The following is a 21,676-nucleotide window of genomic DNA, read 5'->3' as shown; positions in this document are numbered from 1 at the left end:
TGCTAAAGAGACTCATCATACCAGATGCCTTGCGGCGCAGGTAGCAGCGACAACCGTCAAAAGTGGAATCATGGTTTAATTTTGCACATAATCACACTCCGGAAGTATTTCCCTATGCCTTGATTGATATCTTGCGCACGAGTAACCTGAAACCACTTATTTAATCGCAACTTTATATTTATCCGATGTATTTCAATTTTGTTAGAGGCAGGTGATCCCTTCTTCTATCCTTTGAGATGTGACGGGTAACGGGAGCATGAAAAATTCACGATGGAAATGTCTATTGGTCGTGCGCTGTATCGCAACTTTCTAGGTCAGTCTCCGAACTGGTATAAACTGACTTTACTGACTTTTTTAGTCGTTAACCCATTGGTTTTTTGGTTTGTCAGCCCCTTTATTGCCGGCTGGCTATTAGTGGCAGAGTTTATCTTTACCCTCGCCATGGCGCTAAAATGCTATCCGCTCCTGCCCGGCGGCTTGTTAGCGATTGAAGCAGTGTTTATCGGTATGACCCGCGCCGAGCATGTACGCGAAGAAATCGCATCTAACCTTGAAGTATTGCTGCTACTGATGTTTATGGTGGCAGGCATCTATTTCATGAAACAGCTGTTGCTCTTGGTGTTTACCAAATTACTGCTTGGCATCCGCTCGAAGATATTAATTTCCCTCGCCTTTTGTGTCGCAGCAGCATTTTTGTCGGCCTTCCTGGATGCGCTGACCGTGGTTGCCGTTGTTATCAGCGTGGCGGTGGGTTTCTACGATATCTACCACCGCGTCGCATCCACCGGCGATCTTGAGAGTGATATACAAGATGACACCCTGCTTGATGCTGATCATCGCAGCACCCTTGAGCAATTCCGGGCGTTTTTACGCAGTCTGATGATGCATGCGGGCGTTGGGACCGCGCTGGGTGGTGTGATGACCATGGTTGGCGAGCCACAAAATCTGATTATTGCGAAAAATGCTGGCTGGCATTTTGGCGATTTCTTCCTGCGTATGGCCCCCGTCACTATTCCGGTTCTCATTTGCGGGTTGTTCACCTGCGTGCTCCTCGAATCGACAAAAATCCTCGGTTACGGCGAAAAGCTGCCGGAAAAAGTCCGTGGGATTTTGCAAGATTTCGACACCAAAAGTGCGCAAAAACGCACACGTCAGGACCGCATGAAACTCATTGTTCAGGCTCTGATTGGCATATGGCTGGTGATTGCGCTGGCGCTGCATTTGGCCGAAGTGGGGTTAATCGGGTTATCGGTGATTATCTTTGCCACCGCACTGTGCGGCGTAACCGATGAACATCAGATTGGTAAAGCGTTTACCGAAGCGCTGCCCTTCACTGCCCTGTTAACCGTGTTCTTTGCCGTCGTCGCGGTGATCATAGACCAGCAACTGTTCAGGCCAGTGATTCAATATGTGTTGCAGGCCGAACCGCATTCGCAGCTGGCGCTGTTCTATTTGTTCAACGGGATCTTGTCATCGATTTCCGATAACGTGTTTGTGGGTACTGTTTATATCAACGAAGCAAAAACCGCGCTGACCAATGGCATTATCGATATCAAACAGTTCGAGTTACTGGCGGTGGCGATTAACACCGGGACAAATCTACCATCGGTGGCAACACCGAATGGCCAGGCCGCATTCTTGTTCCTGCTCACCTCGGCGCTGGCACCACTGATCCGTCTGTCTTATGGCCGAATGGTACTGATGGCGCTGCCGTATACGCTGGTTCTGACGGTGGTCGGATTATTGTGCGTGCAGTTCACTCTGGTGCCAGCAACGGACTGGATGATGCAAGCCGGTTGGATCTCCTCACCCGTTATGAACGCTTTACCCCATTAAGCTAAATTGACGGGCAGGTTACTGCCCGTTCGCTTATTTGCCTGATAAACATTCAATTAGCGTGTTATTTTGATGTGCCTACTGGCGCGAAAAGCGAATTCGTTTACACTGCCGACTTAACGCATGCTGCAGGGATACTGATTATGTTGCGATATTTAAACCAATGCTCCCGCGGGCGAGGTGCCTGGTTGCTTCTGGCAATCACAGCCTTTGCTCTGGAAATGGTGGCATTGTGGTTCCAGCACGTGATGCTGCTGAAGCCTTGTGTAATGTGTATTTATGAACGCTGCGCTTTGTTCGGCGTAATGGGTGCAGGAATTGTCGGGGCAATTGCACCGAAATCACCGTTGCGTTATGCCGGGATTGCGCTGTGGATTTACAGTGCCGGGAAAGGTCTGCAGTTGGCATGGGAACACACTATGCTTCAGCTTCATCCCTCACCGTTTGTGACCTGTGATTTTGCTGCCCGTTTCCCAGGCTGGTTACCACTTGATAAATGGTTGCCGCAAGTGTTTGTGGCGACAGGCGACTGCGCCGAACGTCAGTGGGTTTTCCTGTCGCTGGATATGGTGCAATGGCTGGTAGGGATTTTTGCCATTTTCCTGGTGATTGCCGTATTGGTATTGATAGCTCAACCTTTCAAACCAAAGCGTCGTGATCTGTTCGGCCGTTAAGCTCAGGTTTCAGAAAAACAAAAACCCGCCTCGGCGGGTTTTTTATTATTAGTGGTCGCGACGATAAAGCTCCCACTGGTCCATGCGTTCACCACTCGGCAATAAGCAATCACCGCGTTCACCCAAATCGGTTTTCACCGTTCTCAATTCACCGCCTTTATCTATGCAGTAAACTGACGCCGGGTTCGGCATGCCGATAACCTTAGGCGGTTTGGGAGAAACAGGTTCGGGCGATGAACAGCCACTGAGTATGAGTGCCCCGATTAGTAGTGTTATTTTTTTCATTATTCCTCCGTTATGGAGGCTGAATGTTAACAGTGCAGAACTGGGGAAAGCAAAATCAGCGGCATACGCTCTTATCGAGCAGACACGTTATGTTGATGAATCGCACTCATCGGACGATGATGGAGGTGCATCCCTGATTTACAGAAGATACAAACAGCGCCATGGGGATTTGTTTCTCGGACATCGTAGGGGGAGGTGCGATACTGTGAACCGCCACATGACGGACACTTAAATGTTAAATATTGGATAAAAACCTACTTTTACTTGTTATTGAAAGAACACCGTATCACAAAGATATCACTCTGTACGATTTATTTTCGTGTTCTTCGATGAGGCTAGTGATTTAGTCTGCCCATTCCGGTTTGTTCAAGATAGGGTCCCGTTAAAAACGGATGTGCGACGAAGCGAGATGGAAGTAGTCATATAGCAATGCATTAGCGCAAGACGAATCGACGCCTTAAGTGGTTTTGAGTTGTTTTGCGCTAATTTTTTGCCCCTTATATGCCCCATCACATAACCGGCACATCGTCGAACTCACCAGAACGCGCATCGTTCAGTATCCACGTCACCACGCCAAACACCCCATCGTCTTCAAAATCATCCAGCAGCGAAAACTTATTCTCCGGCTTGTCGATTTCCTCCAGGTGAGGCTCGGGGAACTTTCGGTACCGCAAAACTCTGAACTCGGCATGCACGGTTCCAACAACGATTGATCCGTCGCATGGTGTCTTGCTGCTATCGACGACAAGATATGCGCCACACATGATGCCTGCTTTCCAGTGTGAGTCAGCCGAGCGAAGTACGTATGTGGCACTTGGCTCGCTGATAAGCTTTTGATCAAGACTGATGCATTGCTCTGTGAAGTCGAGCGCTGGAGATGGGAAGCCCATGGTGATCACCTCAATTTATACTGTGTATATATACAGTATTTCATCAAGGAGAATTGATCAAGTGAACCGATAGTCTTGCTTGAGATATGAGCTGGACGTAAACCGAGCAAGCTATCCGTGAATTATCTTAAATATATGCCTTACCTACCAGTTTCACTACGGAAAAACCATGCGTTCTGTACCATTACCTAACCTTATAAAATTTCACGCCAAAACTAAGAGGGCACAGATATGAAGATAGCACTCATCGCTTTGGCGATCGTTTTCGGGATTATTTTTTGGGTGGTAAAATCAAAAATGGATGATATGGATGACGACTATTGATACTTAGCTCTCCCCTCTAACGCCTCTATACGTTCCAGCACTCTCTGATAGTTTCTGCGTTGTAATGCCGCCTCAAGCACTAAAGCTTCTTCGTAACGGATGCCATATCGAGAACCGGCTGGAACTTGGAGAACGCTCTCATACTCAGGTTCTGCTTGTTCTGTATAGGACTCTTCAATTTCAGTTGGCACTCGCTCCGTGTAAGACTCCTCAACATCCTCAAATACGGGCTCCCATGAATATAAATGTTCACCGAATTCATCTGTGTGTGGCGAGCCGTCTTCATTGAAGATAAATACTTTTGTAACTTCTGGTACCTGGTAAGGCATTTTAACTACTCGCTTAATAGGCGTACCATCTTCCAACTTAGCGTCAACCAAAGTATCACGTAACTCAGTTGTCATTACAGTGCGTTTAACAGTGCGAGTTTTTTTAGTAAGCACATCTTCAATGATCGTACGAGTCTTAGTAACCAATACATCTACATTAGTTTGTACCTGTATATACTGGTCCTCCCACTCGTCATAACAGATGAAACCAAAACGATGGGCATCCAAGCCATGACAATTGAATGCTTCAACATAGCGCTGTGCAATTGCACCAAAGTGCCAGCGAGCACCATCTGGCCCTTTCGCTTCCACGCGTTCGAGATACTGGTATTGCACCCACTCGACCTCAGCCGCCGCATCAAGCATGGCGTCAGTGATTACCAGTGGCTCTGTCTTACACTTTTCATCAGACGTGACGGTGAAGGCCGTTTGAGTGAACCCGCCTGACCATGGGAAGGTTGAAGTACCACATAGCAGAGCATTGGCGGCGTTAGGGCGAATCGCTTTGTTAACAATAATATTCCCGGAACCACGCCCCTCAAGGCTAACTGAAGCATCAGTCAACCCTTCTACAGTTAATCGCACAGTCTGGTTAACCGCGTCCGATGAATACGTTCTGATATATCCTGTATCTCCAACAACGCCTGACGCTCTGAAGGCAATTGCTGTAGGGCCGACTATATCAAATACTCCATTTTGGAACTGAATACCCATTCGTCGGGTATTGTCGGACACGGAGGACGTTATAAAGGCGCGCGTTCCTCCCGCAGAGTCTTCCCAACCAATACGCTGCCCACCACGAAGAGTCATGGCCCTGCCATAATCTGGAAGTCCCGCTTCTGATATGACTCTCAATGCAGAAGTTGAGAAAGTAAGCCCTGTACCAAAACGAGATCCGTTGTTTGCTATAGATAGCGCAACTGTAACATCATTGGTGGTTCCATTTATTGCAGGGTCTCCACCTGAAAATAGCGCTATCCCGTAAGTCTTTTGTCTGGTTGAGGAGTATTCATCAATAAAGGTCCCAAGGTTAGCTATTTGCATTTCTGCTGAATAGGCAGGACCAACTGAATTTGCGTAGCGCTTGGCGTCTAAGTACATCCCACGGCATGATGTCAGTACAGTCTCGTTGTCATTTACACCAACGCCGATAAGTGCCTGAGATGATCCGCCAGTTAATTGTTTAGTATGAGCAGCACCGACTATGGCTCCGCCACCTAGTGAGGTAAAGGATGCGAACTGCGCATTTCGCTCAGGCCAGGTCAGGCCAGGTTGTAGACTACCGTTTGGTGCGATGTCATTTTTCAACCCTAACCATGTTGTTGCACCACCGCTGTAACCGTCACTTTGCGCCGCAGCATCACCTATGAACATACGGTTATGCCGGGCGATCTCCACTTTTGGATTTACGTCTTTAAAGAACTCATCTGCTTTTTTATATGCCTTACCAGCACCTGAGAATTGACACGCATCAGCGAATACAAATCTCCCAGTATGATTTGATGTCAGTAGGTAGATACCCGATGGAATGTAGACTTCTACATCAGCAGCAGACGCAGCAGCAAACGCTGCATCAGATGAAGCCACGCCAGTTGGGTCGGCTCCACCTGCAAAACCAGTCCACGTCACAGGTTTTGCTACACCACCAACCATGCCAGCACCGCCGGGTGAAGCTAGTTGGGTTCTAAGTTGATCTGGGTCGTATTTAAGGACGTTAGGGTAATAAAACTCTTGCACTCCAAAGGCGTTGTAGATAGCCATTGAATGGCCCTCTACCGTCACAAACTTAGCAATCTGCCCGTTATATACCGGATAGCCGCCAGCATTAATGATGAGCGGTTGCACTACCGGTACGTGGCTTCCATCTTCGTTCTCTAGATAAACCTGAATGCGGTTGGCTGGATTAACCGGATCTGTATCAATTTTGCCAATGTAAATCTTACCGTTCGATAGAGCTTTAAATGAACGAGCGCTGGTGAACAGTTGGCTTACATTGCTGACCACAACATTAGCTGAAATATCTGACATTTAACTTTGCTCCAGGCGTAAGTTATCCCCACAGGCAAGCTGCGGTAAATTTTTGATAACGTACCAAAATGGTACTATTGTTGGTTCGTAATGTAGGTTTTACGATGCCTGTCCACACACGGACGAGGCATCAGTAATGACGTATAAAGAGGATGAGGCTCAGTTCCATTTGCGATTACCTAACGTAGTACACGCAAAGATAAAGCAGCGAGCAAAGATGAATAACCGCTCCCTGAATGCTGAAATTCTGGCGACTCTCGAGGAGTCACTGGCAAGGCCGTCTGCTGTAATGGGCTACCGCGACGACGCCGAGCGACTGGCAGACATGCAAGCCGAAGAGTTCAAAAAAGTTGTATTTGATACGCTGAAAACCATTTACAGTAAGGATAAATAACAGGTTTCTCGCTGAGATTTACTTTTACCTAATGGGGATTGAATGAAGAAGATATTGGTTATTGCTTTCGCTGCAATGGCGCTGGCTGGTTGCGCCACAAAAGGCACCCGCATTATGAACATTCAGGCAAAATGTGATGCCGTTAGCCCGGAGCCGCAAGACTTCTACAATTTCGTTACCTGTATGAAGTCAGGCATTGCGCAGGATGAATCACTCGCATCAACGCCAGTAGTTATTAAGTACGTCACAATGGCAGATCGTCTTTCAGCGCGAGCCAAGGCGGGTGATATTTCTCTTGCAGAAGCTCAATGGGAACTTGACGGATATTACCGACAGGCCAACCCACGTGCCCGCCACCGTCGCGCACCTAAGCCAGTTGAAACTGTTCAGCAGCCATTACAATCAAGCCCTGTCGTCGCTAAGTAATCAACTATGCCGTATTTGCTCCCCATTGCGCTTTCACCACTGTAAGGTGGTGCACCTAAGGAGGTTGTTATGGATTTAGTATTACTAATTGTCCCTGTCGCTTTGGTGGCGCTTGTTATTCTTGCGTGGCAAATCTCAAGCCACCTTAAGCGCATCGCAGACTCGAATGAACTGGCTATCAAGTGCCTTGATGCGCATGAGGATTTGCTGAGAAAGATTAGAGAAGAAACCGACAGGCAAGGTGCGGATATTGAGGCAATAAAGGACAGCATGTTAAACAGATAAATTATCTGTCTTCACTAATCAGCCTCACCATTAAGCCAAGCTATTGCGCCAACCCTTGCCGCTTGCTTGGCTTCGCTATCTGACAATTGCCCCGCAAATCGTTTCCAGGCTGGCAAGTTTTCGACTACGCGGCTAACAGTGTCTTTGTTTTTCTCGGTGGCCTTGATGAGCGCATTCTGGAATCTTGGGTCGGCAAGTAAAGCGTCGGCCGCAATAGACCGGGCAGGTCGTTTTAATGACTGACTGGCCATGTGTCCCACACCCCCACCAATAGCGCCACCAATAGCAGCCCCCACAGGGCCGCCGGCCATTGCACCAAGTGAGCCTCCAGCAACGGCGGCCCCTTTCTCAGCCGCGCCATGCAAGTGCTCAAGTACGCCATTTCTTGAATCAAGGGCATCAATCAAGGTTCCAAGTCTGCCGGTGCCAATAGCCTCCTCGTTAGCCCGCCTGATGCCAGAGGAAACCCTATAGAGATTGGAAATATTGCGTCGTGACTCAACCGGCAGATACTTCATCACCCGATTCAGCGCGCCGCTTCTTTTGGCCCCCTCATACCAGTCAACGAATCCCGGAATACTTAGTTGCTTCTCCTTGCGCGATCCAAGCGTAAATACATCGTTCAGGGCTGATGCCACAACCTCCTGCCGCATATGTTGAGGGGTTGATTGAATAAGCTTATCGAACGCCTGAACATTACCCTTACGCAAGTTCTGAATTGCAGGTGACATCTTGTTGGTAAATGTACCGCTAAGGTCTTTTCCAAGTGCTGTCACCATATGGTCTTCAAGCTGCTTGCGCTGAGAAACCAGACCTTTTGCTACCCCCCACTTTTCACCCATTCCAAATTGCTGAGCAACCTTTTCCTGGTCACCCGTGATCGACGAATAGAGTTGCTTTAGTTCTGAGGTAGTTTGGTCTTTGAATGGCCCTTCATTTTTGCTTATCGCCGCGCCAATCTGCTTGCGAATATTATCAACCAGTGCGTATGTAGGCTTTATAATTACGCCTTCGCCACCTTCCACGGGTGATTTCTTACCACTTAACTTGCTAAGGATTCCTCGCTCAACTGGTGACAGGTTCTCCAAGCCTCCCAGATCATCCGCCTTCTCTTTCAGCATGGAAACCGTCGAAGAAGCATCAACCTCAGCGCGTTTTGGTATCGACTTCCCGATATCGTCATAAATTGCACTGGTTTGTGTTGCCAGTTCATCAATTGCCTTCTGCGACTCAGCCTTAAATTTCTCAGAGAGAGCTACTTTATTCTGCGTGCCACCGGCAATGCCGATCATGTCGTCAGCTTTTTGAGCCAACTGGCTGATTGTATCGTACTCTTTTGCGCGTAGTTGACTGGCAGGAACGGATTTCAAACCCTGCTCTACAGCGCGATATGTTTGGCTTCCACTGTAATGAGATGGAAGCAGCGCACCTTCCATATCCAGATCTTTGGCAGCCTTGAGAATTGATTCCTGAGGTTTAACCTCTCCAGATAGTGAGGCGTAATCCTGCTTCTGCGCAGCCTGACCAATAGCCTGCGCAGCTTCATTTTGAGCGGCGTCGGTAGTTGCGCCAAGCCCAGACCTGGCAGCATCATCAGCTTCTGATATAACTTTCTGGGTAGGAGATAGCCACTCCCTTGCGCTCTTAACTACCGGTCCAGCAACCTTAGACGCGCCAGCTGCAACCGCTCTTCCCGCAACGCTACCAACAACACCTTGAACAAGGTTGCCAGCTAAATCATCCTGCTGCCCAGCACCACTACTTTGCGCCAAGGCACCCGGAACGTTCTCCGCGGTCATTTGAGCAGCTTTAGTTCCAATGCGCTCAGCAATCCCAGCACCTCTTGCAGGTGTCGAGGCTAACCCTGTCGGTATCAGGTATGGCAGGACCTCACCAGTAAGCTTGCCACCTGTCGTCTGTGGCTGCATGCTGGCTGGCAATTCAATGCGTGGTGCTGGTGAATACTCCCCATCGCCCAGGCCAAGTTTGTTAGCTGCCCATGATCCAGCACTAGCCACCGCGTCGGCCATCTCCGCTGGAATGTTTGCTACATTTACTCCAGCCTGGAGAAGCCCCTTGCCTACATCTACTGCACCGACTGCTAATTGCTGGCCTTGTGTTTGCGGCTGCTGATCACCCCACGCTGCGCTCTCTTGGGTTGGCTTTGGCTGCTCCTGCCACATAGTATTGGGTTGCTGTTGTTGAGTTGCCGCGGTTGGATAAGCAGAGAAGAACTGTTGCCGTGCTGCATCAGCCTGATCACCAGCCTGTGGAGCAACGACCTCATTGAAATATTGCTCCTGCGCGGCGGCCTGCTGGTCAGGTGGCATAGACTGATATTGCGGCGAGGACATCACCTCTTTCCATGGCTTTGCCATTAGTCACCCCATAGTGATGAGTAGCCGGTTTGTTGCTGTGGCGCTGGCTGTTGCTGTTGACCCTGGCTTCCATAATTCACATTGCTCTTCGCATTGTATGAGCGAGCATAGTTATCAATGGTCTTCGCTGAACTAATCAGAGCGTCAGGGCTTGAGTAATCAAGCTGTGGCATTGACTGGAAGAAACGCTTTGCCTCTGCCTCGGTGTTGATGCCGCTGGCACCCATGGCCTTTGCTGCACCGATACCTTGGTTCTGCATGTAACCCTGAATGCGCTGCGCAGAGCTATATAACTTCCGCGTGTCCTTATCTCCAATGCGCGTGCGAATGTCAGCACCTAATGCCGGATTTCCAATGCCACCAGTTACGCCAGTTAAAACATTCAACTGATCAGGGGTCGCAGTTTGCAGATTATTCAGGTCTGAATTAATAAGATTCTGCCCGGCGGTCGTAGCCGAATCAGCAGAGGTTGCCAGGGAAGAAACAGGGACAGTGATTACATTCCCGCTTGCGTCGTAGCCCTTATAGAACTTTGTTGAACCAGCGCCTAAAGGTGCAGGATCAATCATTACAGTTTCGCCACTTGATAGCTGTGCAGGCTGTAATTGTCCGCCAACCTTTTTATTGGTAAGGCGCAAATATTCTTTCTTGTCTTCAGGGGAAAGATTTTTAACGTACTCATATTCACGAACATTGGCAGGCATACTTCCCTGGCCGTTAGCAGAGCGAATGGAGTTTTCACGACTAACTGCAATCTGCTGCCCTTGCAGTGCTTCCCCAGCCCTATTACTGCGAATAGTCTCTTCGATCTTCTGCTGGTTTTGTTGCGCATCAACTTGTTTATCGAATGGTAGTGTCCCCATCTGCGCAGTTTTTAGCACGCTACTGAAATGTAATGGGTCTTGCTGATATAGCTGCAGCGCCTGGTCTGGAGTCATATTCATAGAAGCCAGAGCTGGTGCACTTTTTTGTATTGCGTCGCGCAATATTTGTGGGTTATTGCTTGCAAGAGCGGTTGAAATATTATTGAGCGACTTGTTTACAAACTTTGCGTGATCTTCATCCTGGATGCCGATTTCCTGCTGGATATTCTGTGCGTATTCTGGGAACTGACGTCGCAGTGCTGGTAACTGATCAGGGGTGGCATTACTAATGGCATCATAAAACTTTTTCTTTCGAACATCTGATTGCTGTTGTTGGGCCATCTCTTGCTGTCTAGCCTGAGACTGAACATCCATAGCGTGAGCTTGAGACGTCTTTACTGCCTCCCCTCTGAAATCAGGAACCATTTGGTCATAATAATTTATTGGGCCGCCAAGCCCCTGCATGCCGCCAAACTGTGCCATGTTATCCCCTTAGAATTTATTGCTCTGCCCGTAATAACCGCTTCCGCCGCTGTCACCACCCAAAGAGAACATGTCACCAAATCCCTTACCGACGCTGTAATTTGCTGATGCTGCCGTTTGCCATGGAATTGCAGCCTTGCCAGCCATGATCTGGCCTTTCTGCTGATACATGCCCGCCATAGTGTTGCCTTGTCCTATTGCATAGTTACCAAGAGCATTTGCGGATTCAGCGCCCAAACCTGACAGCCCCATTAACTGGGAGTACATGTTTTGCTGCTGATTAGTCATATCAGTGAGATAGTTTTGCCCGAGGGTTGGAGCAATTGATGCGAGCTGATTTCCGGTCGCTGTCGATCCAAGTCCTCCAGTGGCCTCTGCTGCCGCCAGGCTTTGATATCGCGCCTGATTAGCTTGCTGCTGGTATTCTGGAGATTGGAAATATTGAGTTAGCAACGCATTGCGATCGATGGGCTTGCCTGCAATACCCTGGAGACCAGCAAGTGCAGACTGACCGGCTTCCTGGTATGGGCTAACCCATCCAACAGCACTTTGATAACCCTCGCGCGTCTGGTTCATTGCCTTGTCTTGATAGCCCTGCTGCTGCTTGGCAGCCTTGTTGGCACCAATACCGCCAAGAATGCTACTTACACCGCCAGCGACGCCTGTAATTACGCTACCCATTCGCGGGTCTCCTCATGAATATGGATGAAATGTCGGGTGAGAATTCGAAATGAAATCCCATACGCAGCGCCAGATTGCAGACTGATTTCTTGCTACTGATAATGGGGGCTCGGATTTCCCTTCCACCGATAAGCTCAAGCAGTTCTTTCACCGCATCCCGGCACTTGACTCGCTCAGATCGCTTCATCGCCATGTGCAAGTCGATAAACTCTCCCTGCTCAACGACGGCGAAGATGCAGCAGCCGTTCCACAATGCGTATTCAGCGCCGGGGTCAACCCACGATTCAACACCCCACAGACGCATCAACCGTTGCCCGGTGAGAGCATCAACTTTGGTAAGCATGGTTACTGTTCCGCGATTATCTTGATGGTTGTGGCGGTGAATGCCGAGCCATTGGACTGAATGGTCATTGTGCTTCCGTTGGTGGCAAGGAATCCGCCCTGGTCAACGCTGAAGAACGTTGCCAGCAAAACGTTATCGGTCACCGTTGCAACGTTACGACTGGCGACCAGGGTGTCTGGCACCGCGCCGGAGAAAGTTAACTGGATTGACCGGTTAGCTGTTCCGCCAGGCCATGAGCCAATAAGCGACAGTTTGAAATCTAGCGTTTTATTCTCATCGTAAACTGTGAGCTTATCGGTCGTGGTATTGAAGAATGGGAGCAGCGTTCCTGATGTCGGTGTTAACGCTTTCAGCAGCGTGATTAAGTTGGCTCCAGTGGTTGGGATAACCAGCGAAACGCCGGAATAGACCACCTCAGATTTCTTGCGAGTCGTCTTGTACTCAAGCGCATCAATCCGGCCTTCGTGGTTTGCTAACTCGGCCTCGTTCGCTGAAATGCGCGATTCATGACCGATAAGCTCGGCTTCAATATCCACCACTTCAGAGGTGAGAAAATCAATATCGCTTTCAGCTGTTGTCATCCGACCTTCGAGCGAATCGATATCGGACTCAGCAGTAGTTATGCGGATTTCATGGTTAATAATCTTCGCTTCTGCAGCGGTGATCCTTAATTCATGATTGCCAAGCTCTGCCTCTGCAGCGGCTATGCGATCTTCATGGTCAGCAAGTTCAACGTCCTGCTCATCGTTCTTCACCTGAGCATCGTAAGCGCCCTGACCCGCTTCGTTCGCCTTACCTGCAACACTCACAAAGTCGGTAGATTGAGATAATACGTAATACTGATAAGCCTGTGAGAATACTGCTGGCAGCGATGCCGCATTGATTCCGAGAGCGCTTACAACAACCGGAACTTTTAGCCCATCATCAGCAGCCATTATTCAATCCTCACCTGGCAGCCTGAGAGCGTTACAGGAGCTTTGGTTATGACGCGCACCTTAAACCCTACATTCTTGCGAATGCGTCCAATGCGACGCCACAGCACACGCTTGTCGTAGATGAATGGCGCGTTGGATTCAATCATCTGCTCGCGGCCGTAGTTGATTCCGTCCGTGGTAGCAGAAAGGAACAGGCGATCGGCGTACTGCGTCACACCCGTTGATGCTTCCAGTTCGAAATCAAACACCCTGGCATTGTCAGCTTTGAATAACGGCGTGAATAACAAGTGCTCCTGCTGCTTGCCGTACTGGCTGCTGATATCGAATTGCAGTTGACCGGTCACCGATTCCGATTTGTCGCCGCATGTGATGACATTACCCTCGTAGATAAAATCAATCGCCCGGTATACATCGTCGAATAATCCAGTTTTCAGCACCGTCCATTGCGCTCCGTTCTGGCTGGCGGCAGCATCGTAAACGAGGACGTGATTTGGCAGGTGAATCAGCAGAAGTTCATGAGAGTCAAAACGCAGGGCTTCCATTACTCCAGCCGCCAGTTCATCAGCGGAGTAACTGCGGATAATCTTCTCAATGCTGGATGTTGCGATGATGGTTGCGCGGCCCGACTCCACGATGTACACCGATGGCGCTCCAGTTGCCGGGTTGCTGATGATGGCGTGTGCATCCATGAATACGCACTTGCAGAATGTGCCAGCAATTCCCTTCTGCACCATATAGGCCGGGTTATTCACATACAATGATGCGCCAGCAGTTGAGTTTCCAGTTAGCGTGAAATACTCAATGGTTGATGAGCCAAAGCACACGATGAAATCATGCCACACGCCCATGCCAATGATGCCGTCTGGCTGTGATTCCGCTCGGTACTCTGCACTGAATCGGTCAGGGTAAGACTCGCCTTCCAGGTCGGTGATGAAGAATGAATCCGTGCCATCTTTCGACCAGGCATACCGACCGCGCACCCGAACAATGTCACGCGCCGAACCGAGCTCATACTGTGTGTAGGTGCTGCTTACAGGCCAGTTGGTTACCGTCTTTGTCGTGCCATCGTAACGATACTCAATAACCTGGCCGCCAGTGACCACTGCCTGTGACGTGCGACCGTGCGCCATCGGAACGCGAGCAGAGCCAGCGACATCACCAACCGAAGATTCACCTTTGTATAGCTTGCCACCACAAACGCGATACACGGCATTCTGAGCTGTGTTGTACTGAGCGCCACGCGATACGCCAGCCACATCACCGCGCTTCGCTATGCCCGGGAATGAGCGGAGATAGCCATTGGAATTTAGGACTTCTTTTGGCACTGCCAGCATATTCACCGGTAGATAGTCGATGTAGTCGGCGTTGCGGAAGTCCTTACCCAGCCCCTTCATCAGGGGTAGTTGAGTTATCGGCATCACACACATCCTTTCGATGGAAGAAGTTCCACCCGTTTGTTGTCGCCAGGCGGTTACCGGAACCAATCGGCATGCGGTTTGGATATCCAGATTTGCACTTGGCTGATTTGGCGCGGTACATAGCTGATAACTTGATGAGTCGCTCTTTGCCGTATCGGGCTGTGCTGATTACTTTGGCGTTAGGTTCGACTGCATAATCAGGAGCGATGCGGATTGCGAGGTTGTGGAATACTGCGCTTAGCTTTCCAGTCTCCAGTCCATGCTCATCGCCCGGATCCGGTGCCACACCATCAGCAGCAAAGATATACCCGGCATCAATACCTGGTGATTGCTCGCTACCTTCCAGCCACTCAGCCATCATCATTTCAAGGTCGTTAACCGCATCCTCTACAGACTGCGGCTCGACATCGGTTAGCGTGGCATTTGAGGCAATACCGAGCTTACGCAGCGCAGCATTGACCAGATCACCTTTAGTCGTGAGGTTCATCAGTTACCGCCTTTTTATTGCGGGGCTTCTTGGCTGGCTCTGGCTCTGGCTCTGGCTCTGGCTCTGGCTCTGGCTCTTCAGCATCGTTCAACAGGTCATCAGGATGCGCAAACCAGCCGGCATCAAGATATTCCTGAAGCTCATCTTCACTGATGATTTCAAAGTCATAACCAACACCTTTCCACTTATTTGCTTTGCCGTGGCGAAATACCATCTGGGTCATGTTCTGCTCCAAAAAAATGGGGCCGAAGCCCCGTTTGATTACGCCTGACCGGTTAGGCCAACGCCGATTGCTTCCGGGCGAACCGCGCAGGCTGAGTACCAGACCGCGATACGGCACTTACCGGACAAGGTGGAGATATCACCTTGGGTAGCGAAGATACCGTTCACGCCGATCCCGTCGATGCTGAATGACTGGGTTTTCATGCCAGCAAACAGGTCGTGAGTCACCGGGATCGGTTGAGACAGCAGGCGAATGGAGTCATCAGCCCAGAACACGTTGGATACAGCATCAGCAATGTTCAGGATTTTGACTGGAGCACTGGCAGCCAGAGAGGTGTTTACGTTGGCGTAAGCTTTCTCTTCGGCGGTCAGTGTGGTGTCGTCCAGCGCGATTGGCTTCGGCGTGATTTCCAGATGCGTACCGTCGATAACGCGAGTGACGGAGAATGTCGCATCATCAGTCAGCACGTTCTTAGCCATCTGGCTAAGGAATTTAACGCCGGTAAAGCTGATCTTGTCGCCACGCTTGAAGCCAGTGGTGGAGGAAACGACAACCGATGCAACGCGGTTATCAACGTTTTCGTTGTTGCCATCAGCATCAGTGGTGAATGCCTGTGGCTTGAACTTCTGTGCACCTGTTACCGTTACACCGGTTGCTGAGTTTTTGGCAATGGTTGGCAGTTTTGGAGAGCGCAACACTTCATCAAAGCCAGCGACCTGTTTCTGGATGGTGCCGTTACGATACGCTTCTTCAGGGATGCGACCGAAGATGTCACCATCTACCAGGCTGCGTCCGGCCTTGCGGTAGTCGTTCGGGTTCAGGAAGTAGCTGATCCCCATGTCGCGATTAAGCTCACGCGCAAACATGATGCGCTCACCTTCGGACACGAAGTCCCAGCCACTGGTACCAGACGGGCCAATTTGACCGGCATCATAGACAACCAGTGACGCCATTTCAGCGGCTTGTTTGGCAATCGCAGATTCAATGTTGTTCGCCAGCTTTTTAGCGGACGCATTGATGCGACGACGATACGAACGCTCATCACGGAGGTCATCAGCACGCAACTGGAAGAAGTCGTTATCCGGATCGCCCATGTTGCACTTAACAGAGAGCTCAAGAATGTTGGTTGCTTTGTTAGTCAGATCCCAACCGGTTTGAGTCGGAGCTTCCTGCTCAACTGGCATCCAGACAGTGTTGCCGGAACGCTGCATTGACTCGGCTGGCGGAGTGTATTTGGTAACTTTTGACGCCATCGGGGTGATGTTCTCAACGGTGTTGATGATTTCATCCAGGGCGTACGTGACTAGCTGGCCTTCTTTTAAATACATTATTTGATTCCTTTTCTAAGCTGGGCTTGCAACTGGCGGTAAAGCGTCACATCGCCTTTTAACGCTGCTGCATCGATTTTCTTCTGGAGTGCTGCAACGTTGGCGGCGACGGCCTGCCCCTGCACTGGTTCGTCAGGGATTGGCGCTTCGGATACTTGCTTACCGCGTGGCTTGAGAGTTAAACGTTCGGAAAGCAGCGTCATTTCGATTAACTGACGCTGCGGATCCATCGAGAGGATTTGTCGAGCCTTCTCTGGGTTTGCGCCCAGGTGGTACATGATTGCCGCTGACTTCTCAGGGAACAGGCGCATGATGTCCACGTCATAGCCGGGTGCGACCTGACGGAACACATCTTCTTTGGCCTGATAGTCAGGAAGGTTTAGCTTCTCTGCGGCGTCGTAGTGTTTACGTGCGGCTTCGACAACTTGTGCTGATTGCAGAGTAAACTGCTGAGTCTTGCGCCCCTGCTCGGCTGCCGCATTACCTCGGGCATCCTGAGCCTTAACCAGCCATTCGTTATTCGCCTGCGTGAATGCAGCGTTTGCACGAACCTGGTCGTAGCCGTATTTCTCCAATGCTTCATCAGAGAAGAAGTCATTGACGTTTGGCTGTGGTGGCAAGTCAGGGTTAACTCGCAATGCCTCCGGCAATTCGCCACGCTGCACTGCTTCCGCCTGCTGCTCAAGCTCACGTAGACGCTTGCGCTCAAGACGGTTCTGCGCATACTTCGCGTTAGTCACCGGGTCTTGTTTCTTTTTGCTCTCATCGTCGTTCAGGACAATATCGAAGCCTGATTCCTGCTCTGCGTTATCGTTGGCATTATCGATAACTAAGCCATCTGCGGATGCCGCCGCCTGATCGCCGTGCACGGTTAAGTCTTCAGTTGCCTGAATTTCGTTGGTGTCTGGCATGTTTAGCTCTCTCTTATTGAGGAATCTCGGCTACTCCGCCGGAGGGAAGATTTTGTCTCTGCGATTGCAGGAGGTTTACTACGTCCATGCCTTGTGAGTGGCGCTGACCTTCTCCCTTAAGGAGCAATTCAGCATTGGCGCGGGCGTTTTCACTGTTTTGTTGTTGGAATGAACCCATTGTTTTAAGCATCTCTCTGAATTCTTTCTGCTTATCCAGATCCATTCCGTTAAATATTTCGGCAATTTTCGCTGCCGCAAGCTGACCATCAACCTCCACTTTCTTCGCATCAACCTGAATGCGCAGTTGATCGTTATTGGCTTTCTGCAAATCGGCCTGACCAGTAAGCAATACACCTTGCGCCTGAACCATCTCAGCGCTTGGCTCTTGTGGTTGCTGCTGCGCCTGCTGCACCATCTGCATTTCTTCAGGTGTCTCAGGTTTCTTCAGCCCCATCATGACGAGTTGCTTGTTCGCGTACTCGCGCATCATCTCGACGCCTTTACCGTCAAGCAGCGTGAAGTACTGGAGCAGTAACATCTGCCATTCCGGTGTGCCTGGAGGTACCTTCGCGAGCAGCTCCTGAATCTCTGCCCGGTTCTGGTCTTTCATGCTCTGGAATGATGGGCCAACATCGGTGTAGCACTCGTAACGACCACGAATATCGTTGAGCGTAACAACCTGACCTGACTGATAGTCGACGACCTGCGTCAGCAGTTGGACCTGCTTCTCGCTGCCATCTTCCAGCGTCATCATCACTTGCCGCGGTACATCGTAAATGTCGTTAACCATCGACGCGTAAATCTCACCATCACGACGCATCGCAGTAGCGAGATTGTCCTGAAACACGAATGTCTCAAGGTCTGCCCGCTGGTTGAGTTGGTTAACTGTGTCGAATGCCACCTGCCCATTAGCCGCCGATGAGTCCACGCCCATTGTTGCAACCTGGCTGACTGCCTGAGTTGCAGCTTCAAGCATGTAGGCGTTTGCCTGCGGAACTTCGGGATTCTCCATGTACGCGATAGGCGTTGCAGGAAGGTCGCCGTTGTTCTCATCAGTGCGATTCATCAGATAGTACGGATAGTCATCATTACCGCCGTACATGTACTCATAACCTTCAATCTGCTCAGGCCAGAAGATGGGTTTCTTCTTCGGCGTACGAGCCACGATGTCAGCGTTAAACGACATGATCATGTTGCGTAAGCGCTGCCCGTCTTTAGTCAGGCGCACAACACCTTCGTAGCACTCCTTGTCTCCAGCAAATGACCACTCGCCGAATACCGGAACGATTGGGATGTGCTCGCCAGCAATAAGCTCCTTGTCTTTCAGAATGGCGGTTGAGGTGAGGATTGTTTTATACACCCGGCTGCGGATGACTTTCTTTTCCGCAACCTTCTGCATCCCCTTCTCAGCCAGCTCGTCGATCACATCTTTGATGTCTCGCTTGAAGTAGCTGACTGGCTCGCCTGTCATCGGGTCTACGTAGATGAAGACGGTTTCTTTCTTCCTCTCTACCTCGTAATACTCGCCAACATAGACGACATCCTTGCTCACCCACGGAAACAGCCAGGTGTTATCCGGTGACTGAAACGTTGGCATCTCATCTTCATCAAGTCCATGCTCTTCAGCGTATGCCTTCCAGCCGTCAGTGCTCATCGGGTTGATGATGGTGCAATGCACGGCGTCGCTCTTGTCCATCTGCTTGCTGTTGCAGTCCCAGATAACGTGAGAGCACGCTTCATGGATTGGAACGCGCCGGATAATCTGGTTATTGCTGGTAGGATCCTGGTCTTCGTACTCTGTCACCAGACGCCATGCACCAACGCCAGCTTCAATCTGCTCACGAACGCCGATGTTTACTGAAATCTTCGCCGTGTTGTGACGCATGTCGGTGCGGTACATACCCATCAGCACATCAGCACTGTCAGGGTTAGCGCCATCTTTCGGCTTATACAAAACATCGACCGGATTCTTGCGCATCTCTGCTACAAGCTTGCGAACCACCGGGCGCACTACGTCAAATTGCCCACGGTATTGCAGCGTGGTGTATTCAGATAGCCAGTCATCCCATTGGCTAATCCGACTAAAGTACAGGTCGTTAGTCGCCTCGGTTCTGGCTTCATCACTCGACATCCAGTCCATGTCGAACTTGCACAGGATGGAGTTGAGTCTTTCGTTATCGGCCATTTAATTTCTCCGTGCGATGGGCCTGATTGGTGCCGGTGCTTTCTTCTCTTTTGGCTTTTTAATGTCACGCATCATTTTGGCGAAGCGGCGCATCATGTAGGCGTAGCGAACAGCGGAAAGCACGTCATCGTTTAGCTTGACGATCTTCCCGTTCTCATCGCGGTGGTACAGACGAAACTCTTCGAAGAATGGTTCGCATGTGTTGAACACACGGAATCGGCCTTCAAGCATCATGTCGCGTATCTCAGCAATGCCAGGCTCGACAGCATTGCCGCCATCAGGCCATGTCGCATGCTCTTTCAGCATCATGAATCCTGCGTCTGCGTACTGCTCTTTCAGCTGCTCGCCGCCGCCCTTCTCATGCTGATGTCCGTCATGTGGCCACGCAGAAGGAATCTTCTGGCTCCACGCTTTAACGGCACTCCATGCTTCGGTTGCTGTCTTCTTGGCTTTCTTCCATGTGCGGGCAACGTAGATTGTGTCTGCGTCTTTGTCCCACCACAGTTGGACCTGCGCTTGAGGGTGATCCCAACCGAAGTCCATTGCATTGATAACGTAGAAGTGGTCGGGGCATTCGAACGGCTGGCACTTGATAGTCTCTTCTGGTATCTGGAAGATTCGACCGCTACCCATCGTCGGAATGCCGCGGGCGCGAGCTTCACGCTCATGCTCTGGATACGAGGCAACAATCTGTTCTTTCTGCGCTTCCGTGTAGTGATCAGCATCGTAGATTGTCATGGTGACAACCTTCTGCGCCTTGCTCGGGTTCTTGATGAACTTAGTGACTACATCGGACATACCCATCAACGGGGTGAAGGTCAGCATTGAGAACTGACCGTATTTGTTGGTACGAGTCAGGCCTTCGCCGTAGATGCTGTAAGGCGGCTCTTCATCGAACCATACGCCGTGGATGGTATCGCCCTGCCAACGTGCGCGGCCTTGCGAGTACGGCTTGAAGTAGCAGATTGATATGCCATCTTCCACGCCGTCAGCGTTGTGGTGCTTAATCAGAAGGTGATCGACAAGGTTCGGGAAGAATGGTGATTTCTTCCAGCTGATGATGTCTTCTTTAGGGATTGAGCCGTAGCCAGGCTCATCATTCTCTTCGATACGCCCACAGAGAATACGCTGAGTAGTTTTGGTGACGGTTTCGTTAGTCTCACCACCAACCCAGAATACTACCGGCTCGAAGAATCGCTTACCTTCCCACTTGCCACCATATGAGCCATCTTCTGGGTATCCAGTGGTGCCGGGGTAGCGCCCGGTTAAGTGGAATGCCACCTCTGCACCGCCAGTGTATGACTTACCAAGCTGGTTACCAGCCATGAAGCATCGTTCTGGATAGTCGCCGCCAGCGTCAATAAACTCACGTTGCTTTCCGTATGGCGTGAACTCGTAAAGCTGATGGGTCGTGCGGTAGGTGTCCTCTGCCTCGAGAAGCTCAAGCAATTCTATCTGCTCGTCTTCCGTAAGCTCATCAAGAATCGCTTCGTCTTCCACGTCCAAGTAACTCCTGAATACGAGAGCGGCGCTTATCGCGATCTCCCTTGTCAGGTGTCACGTCTTCAACTTGCGACTGCTCTTTTAAGCCCAGGTCACGGGCGATGATGTTTGCGTTGAGAAGGTCGGCTGCTGCTCCGGAAAACTTCTGGTCGTAGATGATTTCCTCTGCTCGCGTAGTGATGTCCGAAAAACCTTCCATCACCTTGAACGTGTGCCATGTTGAACGGGCGATATCGAGGAAGATGCACAGGCCTACAATGGTCATTGCCCGCATCTTAGCGATGGGCTCTTGTGTTACATCACCCTGATATGCAAACGCCTTCATCTCCCACAATGGGTTATCTTCCACCCATGCGAAGTATTCACAGCATGCAGACCACAGCGCCTCGGGCGATTCGAACTTAGGGTTACGCCCATGACTACTGCGGGCCTCCCAGAATCGATTGCCCTTTGGTGCTGCCATAAAT

Annotated in this window: 22 protein-coding genes; 5 read left to right on the top strand and 17 right to left on the bottom strand. The window is 50.4% G+C overall.

What is annotated here, in order from left to right; genetic code table 11:
• Positions 1-270: 270 nt before the first annotated feature.
• Both nhaB and dsbB read left to right on the top strand, forming a co-directional pair.
• Positions 271-1,836 carry a sodium/proton antiporter NhaB gene (gene nhaB, locus WBL83_RS09920; RefSeq protein ID WP_424588979.1) on the top strand — a complete coding sequence of 522 codons (1,566 nt, stop codon included), beginning with the start codon at positions 271-273 and terminating at the stop codon, positions 1,834-1,836.
• 143 nt (positions 1,837-1,979) lie between these two features.
• Positions 1,980-2,510, top strand: a complete 531-nt coding sequence (gene dsbB / locus WBL83_RS09915; protein WP_424588978.1) for a disulfide bond formation protein DsbB — start codon at positions 1,980-1,982, stop codon at positions 2,508-2,510.
• 48 nt (positions 2,511-2,558) lie between these two features.
• On the opposite strand, the gene WBL83_RS09910 is transcribed toward dsbB, so the two are convergent.
• From WBL83_RS09910 to WBL83_RS09895, 4 genes are all read right to left on the bottom strand, one after another.
• Positions 2,559-2,795, bottom strand: coding sequence for a DUF333 domain-containing protein (locus tag WBL83_RS09910; RefSeq protein WP_424588977.1), 237 nt, complete (start codon positions 2,793-2,795; stop codon positions 2,559-2,561).
• 71 nt (positions 2,796-2,866) lie between these two features.
• The gene (locus WBL83_RS09905) at positions 2,867-3,043 is read right to left on the bottom strand and encodes a cold-shock protein (protein WP_424589364.1); all 177 of its coding nucleotides are present in this window, start codon (positions 3,041-3,043) and stop codon (positions 2,867-2,869) included.
• 261 nt (positions 3,044-3,304) lie between these two features.
• A complete protein-coding gene (locus tag WBL83_RS09900) occupies positions 3,305-3,685 on the bottom strand; it encodes a S24 family peptidase (RefSeq protein ID WP_424588976.1) in 381 nt (126 codons plus the stop codon).
• 317 nt (positions 3,686-4,002) lie between these two features.
• Complete coding sequence (locus WBL83_RS09895; protein ID WP_424588975.1) at positions 4,003-6,366, bottom strand: phage tailspike protein; 2,364 nt, start codon at positions 6,364-6,366, stop codon at positions 4,003-4,005.
• Positions 6,367-6,502: 136 nt separating this feature from the next.
• Between WBL83_RS09895 and WBL83_RS09890 the strand changes: the two genes are divergently transcribed.
• From WBL83_RS09890 to WBL83_RS09880, 3 genes are all read left to right on the top strand, one after another.
• Complete coding sequence (locus WBL83_RS09890; protein WP_424588974.1) at positions 6,503-6,760, top strand: Arc family DNA-binding protein; 258 nt, start codon at positions 6,503-6,505, stop codon at positions 6,758-6,760.
• A 42-nt stretch (positions 6,761-6,802) separates the two neighbouring features.
• A complete protein-coding gene (locus tag WBL83_RS09885; protein WP_424588973.1) occupies positions 6,803-7,186 on the top strand; it encodes a hypothetical protein in 384 nt (127 codons plus the stop codon).
• A 69-nt stretch (positions 7,187-7,255) separates the two neighbouring features.
• Positions 7,256-7,471: a hypothetical protein gene (locus WBL83_RS09880; protein WP_424588972.1), complete on the top strand. Its 216-nt coding sequence runs from the start codon at positions 7,256-7,258 to the stop codon at positions 7,469-7,471.
• A 14-nt stretch (positions 7,472-7,485) separates the two neighbouring features.
• On the opposite strand, the gene WBL83_RS09875 is transcribed toward WBL83_RS09880, so the two are convergent.
• The 13 genes from WBL83_RS09875 to WBL83_RS09815 are packed head-to-tail and all read right to left on the bottom strand — an operon-like array spanning position 7,486 to position 21,672.
• Positions 7,486-9,849 (bottom strand): hypothetical protein, encoded by a 2,364-nt coding sequence (locus WBL83_RS09875; RefSeq protein ID WP_424588971.1) that lies wholly within the window; start codon positions 9,847-9,849, stop codon positions 7,486-7,488.
• A complete protein-coding gene (locus tag WBL83_RS09870; RefSeq protein ID WP_424588970.1) occupies positions 9,849-11,195 on the bottom strand; it encodes a DNA transfer protein in 1,347 nt (448 codons plus the stop codon). The genes WBL83_RS09875 and WBL83_RS09870 overlap by 1 nt, the downstream gene beginning before the upstream one ends.
• A 9-nt stretch (positions 11,196-11,204) precedes the next feature.
• Positions 11,205-11,876, bottom strand: coding sequence for a DNA transfer protein (locus WBL83_RS09865; RefSeq protein WP_424588969.1), 672 nt, complete (start codon positions 11,874-11,876; stop codon positions 11,205-11,207).
• A complete protein-coding gene (locus tag WBL83_RS09860; protein ID WP_424588968.1) occupies positions 11,869-12,219 on the bottom strand; it encodes a hypothetical protein in 351 nt (116 codons plus the stop codon). The genes WBL83_RS09865 and WBL83_RS09860 overlap by 8 nt, the downstream gene beginning before the upstream one ends.
• A 2-nt stretch (positions 12,220-12,221) precedes the next feature.
• The gene (locus WBL83_RS09855; RefSeq protein WP_424588967.1) at positions 12,222-13,154 is read right to left on the bottom strand and encodes a tail needle knob protein; all 933 of its coding nucleotides are present in this window, start codon (positions 13,152-13,154) and stop codon (positions 12,222-12,224) included.
• A complete protein-coding gene (locus WBL83_RS09850; protein ID WP_424588966.1) occupies positions 13,154-14,572 on the bottom strand; it encodes a packaged DNA stabilization protein in 1,419 nt (472 codons plus the stop codon). Before WBL83_RS09850 ends, WBL83_RS09855 begins: the two co-directional genes overlap by 1 nt.
• Positions 14,532-15,059 (bottom strand): packaged DNA stabilization gp4 family protein, encoded by a 528-nt coding sequence (locus WBL83_RS09845; RefSeq protein WP_424588965.1) that lies wholly within the window; start codon positions 15,057-15,059, stop codon positions 14,532-14,534. The genes WBL83_RS09850 and WBL83_RS09845 overlap by 41 nt, the downstream gene beginning before the upstream one ends.
• Complete coding sequence (locus WBL83_RS09840; protein WP_424588964.1) at positions 15,043-15,282, bottom strand: hypothetical protein; 240 nt, start codon at positions 15,280-15,282, stop codon at positions 15,043-15,045. Before WBL83_RS09840 ends, WBL83_RS09845 begins: the two co-directional genes overlap by 17 nt.
• 38 nt (positions 15,283-15,320) lie before the next feature.
• Positions 15,321-16,610 carry a P22 phage major capsid protein family protein gene (locus tag WBL83_RS09835; protein WP_424588963.1) on the bottom strand — a complete coding sequence of 430 codons (1,290 nt, stop codon included), beginning with the start codon at positions 16,608-16,610 and terminating at the stop codon, positions 15,321-15,323.
• Positions 16,610-17,521: a scaffolding protein gene (locus WBL83_RS09830; RefSeq protein WP_424588962.1), complete on the bottom strand. Its 912-nt coding sequence runs from the start codon at positions 17,519-17,521 to the stop codon at positions 16,610-16,612. Before WBL83_RS09830 ends, WBL83_RS09835 begins: the two co-directional genes overlap by 1 nt.
• Before the next feature lie 13 nt (positions 17,522-17,534).
• A complete protein-coding gene (locus tag WBL83_RS09825; protein ID WP_424588961.1) occupies positions 17,535-19,706 on the bottom strand; it encodes a portal protein in 2,172 nt (723 codons plus the stop codon).
• Positions 19,707-21,206, bottom strand: a complete 1,500-nt coding sequence (locus WBL83_RS09820; RefSeq protein ID WP_424588960.1) for a terminase large subunit domain-containing protein — start codon at positions 21,204-21,206, stop codon at positions 19,707-19,709. It lies immediately after the preceding gene.
• A complete protein-coding gene (locus WBL83_RS09815) occupies positions 21,184-21,672 on the bottom strand; it encodes a DNA-packaging protein (protein ID WP_424588959.1) in 489 nt (162 codons plus the stop codon). Before WBL83_RS09815 ends, WBL83_RS09820 begins: the two co-directional genes overlap by 23 nt.
• Between the last annotated feature and the right edge of the window lie 4 nt (positions 21,673-21,676).

It is taken from the genome of Buttiauxella sp. (genome assembly GCF_049686335.1).
In the GTDB taxonomy this organism is placed as follows: domain Bacteria; phylum Pseudomonadota; class Gammaproteobacteria; order Enterobacterales; family Enterobacteriaceae; genus Buttiauxella.
This window is presented reverse-complemented; position numbering and strand designations above follow the sequence as displayed.

Coding starts and splice junctions, on each gene's coding strand:
- WBL83_RS09860 (WP_424588968.1), bottom strand. CDS start 12,219: ATGCTTACCAAAGTTGATGCTCTCACCGGGCAACGGTTGATGCGTCTG.
- WBL83_RS09855 (WP_424588967.1), bottom strand. CDS start 13,154: ATGGCTGCTGATGATGGGCTAAAAGTTCCGGTTGTTGTAAGCGCTCTC.
- WBL83_RS09910 (WP_424588977.1), bottom strand. CDS start 2,795: ATGAAAAAAATAACACTACTAATCGGGGCACTCATACTCAGTGGCTGT.
- dsbB (WP_424588978.1), top strand. CDS start 1,980: ATGTTGCGATATTTAAACCAATGCTCCCGCGGGCGAGGTGCCTGGTTG.
- WBL83_RS09835 (WP_424588963.1), bottom strand. CDS start 16,610: ATGTATTTAAAAGAAGGCCAGCTAGTCACGTACGCCCTGGATGAAATC.
- WBL83_RS09870 (WP_424588970.1), bottom strand. CDS start 11,195: ATGGCACAGTTTGGCGGCATGCAGGGGCTTGGCGGCCCAATAAATTAT.
- WBL83_RS09875 (WP_424588971.1), bottom strand. CDS start 9,849: ATGGCAAAGCCATGGAAAGAGGTGATGTCCTCGCCGCAATATCAGTCT.
- WBL83_RS09850 (WP_424588966.1), bottom strand. CDS start 14,572: ATGCCGATAACTCAACTACCCCTGATGAAGGGGCTGGGTAAGGACTTC.
- WBL83_RS09830 (WP_424588962.1), bottom strand. CDS start 17,521: ATGCCAGACACCAACGAAATTCAGGCAACTGAAGACTTAACCGTGCAC.
- WBL83_RS09885 (WP_424588973.1), top strand. CDS start 6,803: ATGAAGAAGATATTGGTTATTGCTTTCGCTGCAATGGCGCTGGCTGGT.
- WBL83_RS09845 (WP_424588965.1), bottom strand. CDS start 15,059: ATGAACCTCACGACTAAAGGTGATCTGGTCAATGCTGCGCTGCGTAAG.
- WBL83_RS09900 (WP_424588976.1), bottom strand. CDS start 3,685: ATGGGCTTCCCATCTCCAGCGCTCGACTTCACAGAGCAATGCATCAGT.
- WBL83_RS09890 (WP_424588974.1), top strand. CDS start 6,503: ATGACGTATAAAGAGGATGAGGCTCAGTTCCATTTGCGATTACCTAAC.
- WBL83_RS09840 (WP_424588964.1), bottom strand. CDS start 15,282: ATGACCCAGATGGTATTTCGCCACGGCAAAGCAAATAAGTGGAAAGGT.
- WBL83_RS09865 (WP_424588969.1), bottom strand. CDS start 11,876: ATGGGTAGCGTAATTACAGGCGTCGCTGGCGGTGTAAGTAGCATTCTT.
- nhaB (WP_424588979.1), top strand. CDS start 271: ATGGAAATGTCTATTGGTCGTGCGCTGTATCGCAACTTTCTAGGTCAG.
- WBL83_RS09815 (WP_424588959.1), bottom strand. CDS start 21,672: ATGGCAGCACCAAAGGGCAATCGATTCTGGGAGGCCCGCAGTAGTCAT.
- WBL83_RS09895 (WP_424588975.1), bottom strand. CDS start 6,366: ATGTCAGATATTTCAGCTAATGTTGTGGTCAGCAATGTAAGCCAACTG.
- WBL83_RS09825 (WP_424588961.1), bottom strand. CDS start 19,706: ATGGCCGATAACGAAAGACTCAACTCCATCCTGTGCAAGTTCGACATG.
- WBL83_RS09880 (WP_424588972.1), top strand. CDS start 7,256: ATGGATTTAGTATTACTAATTGTCCCTGTCGCTTTGGTGGCGCTTGTT.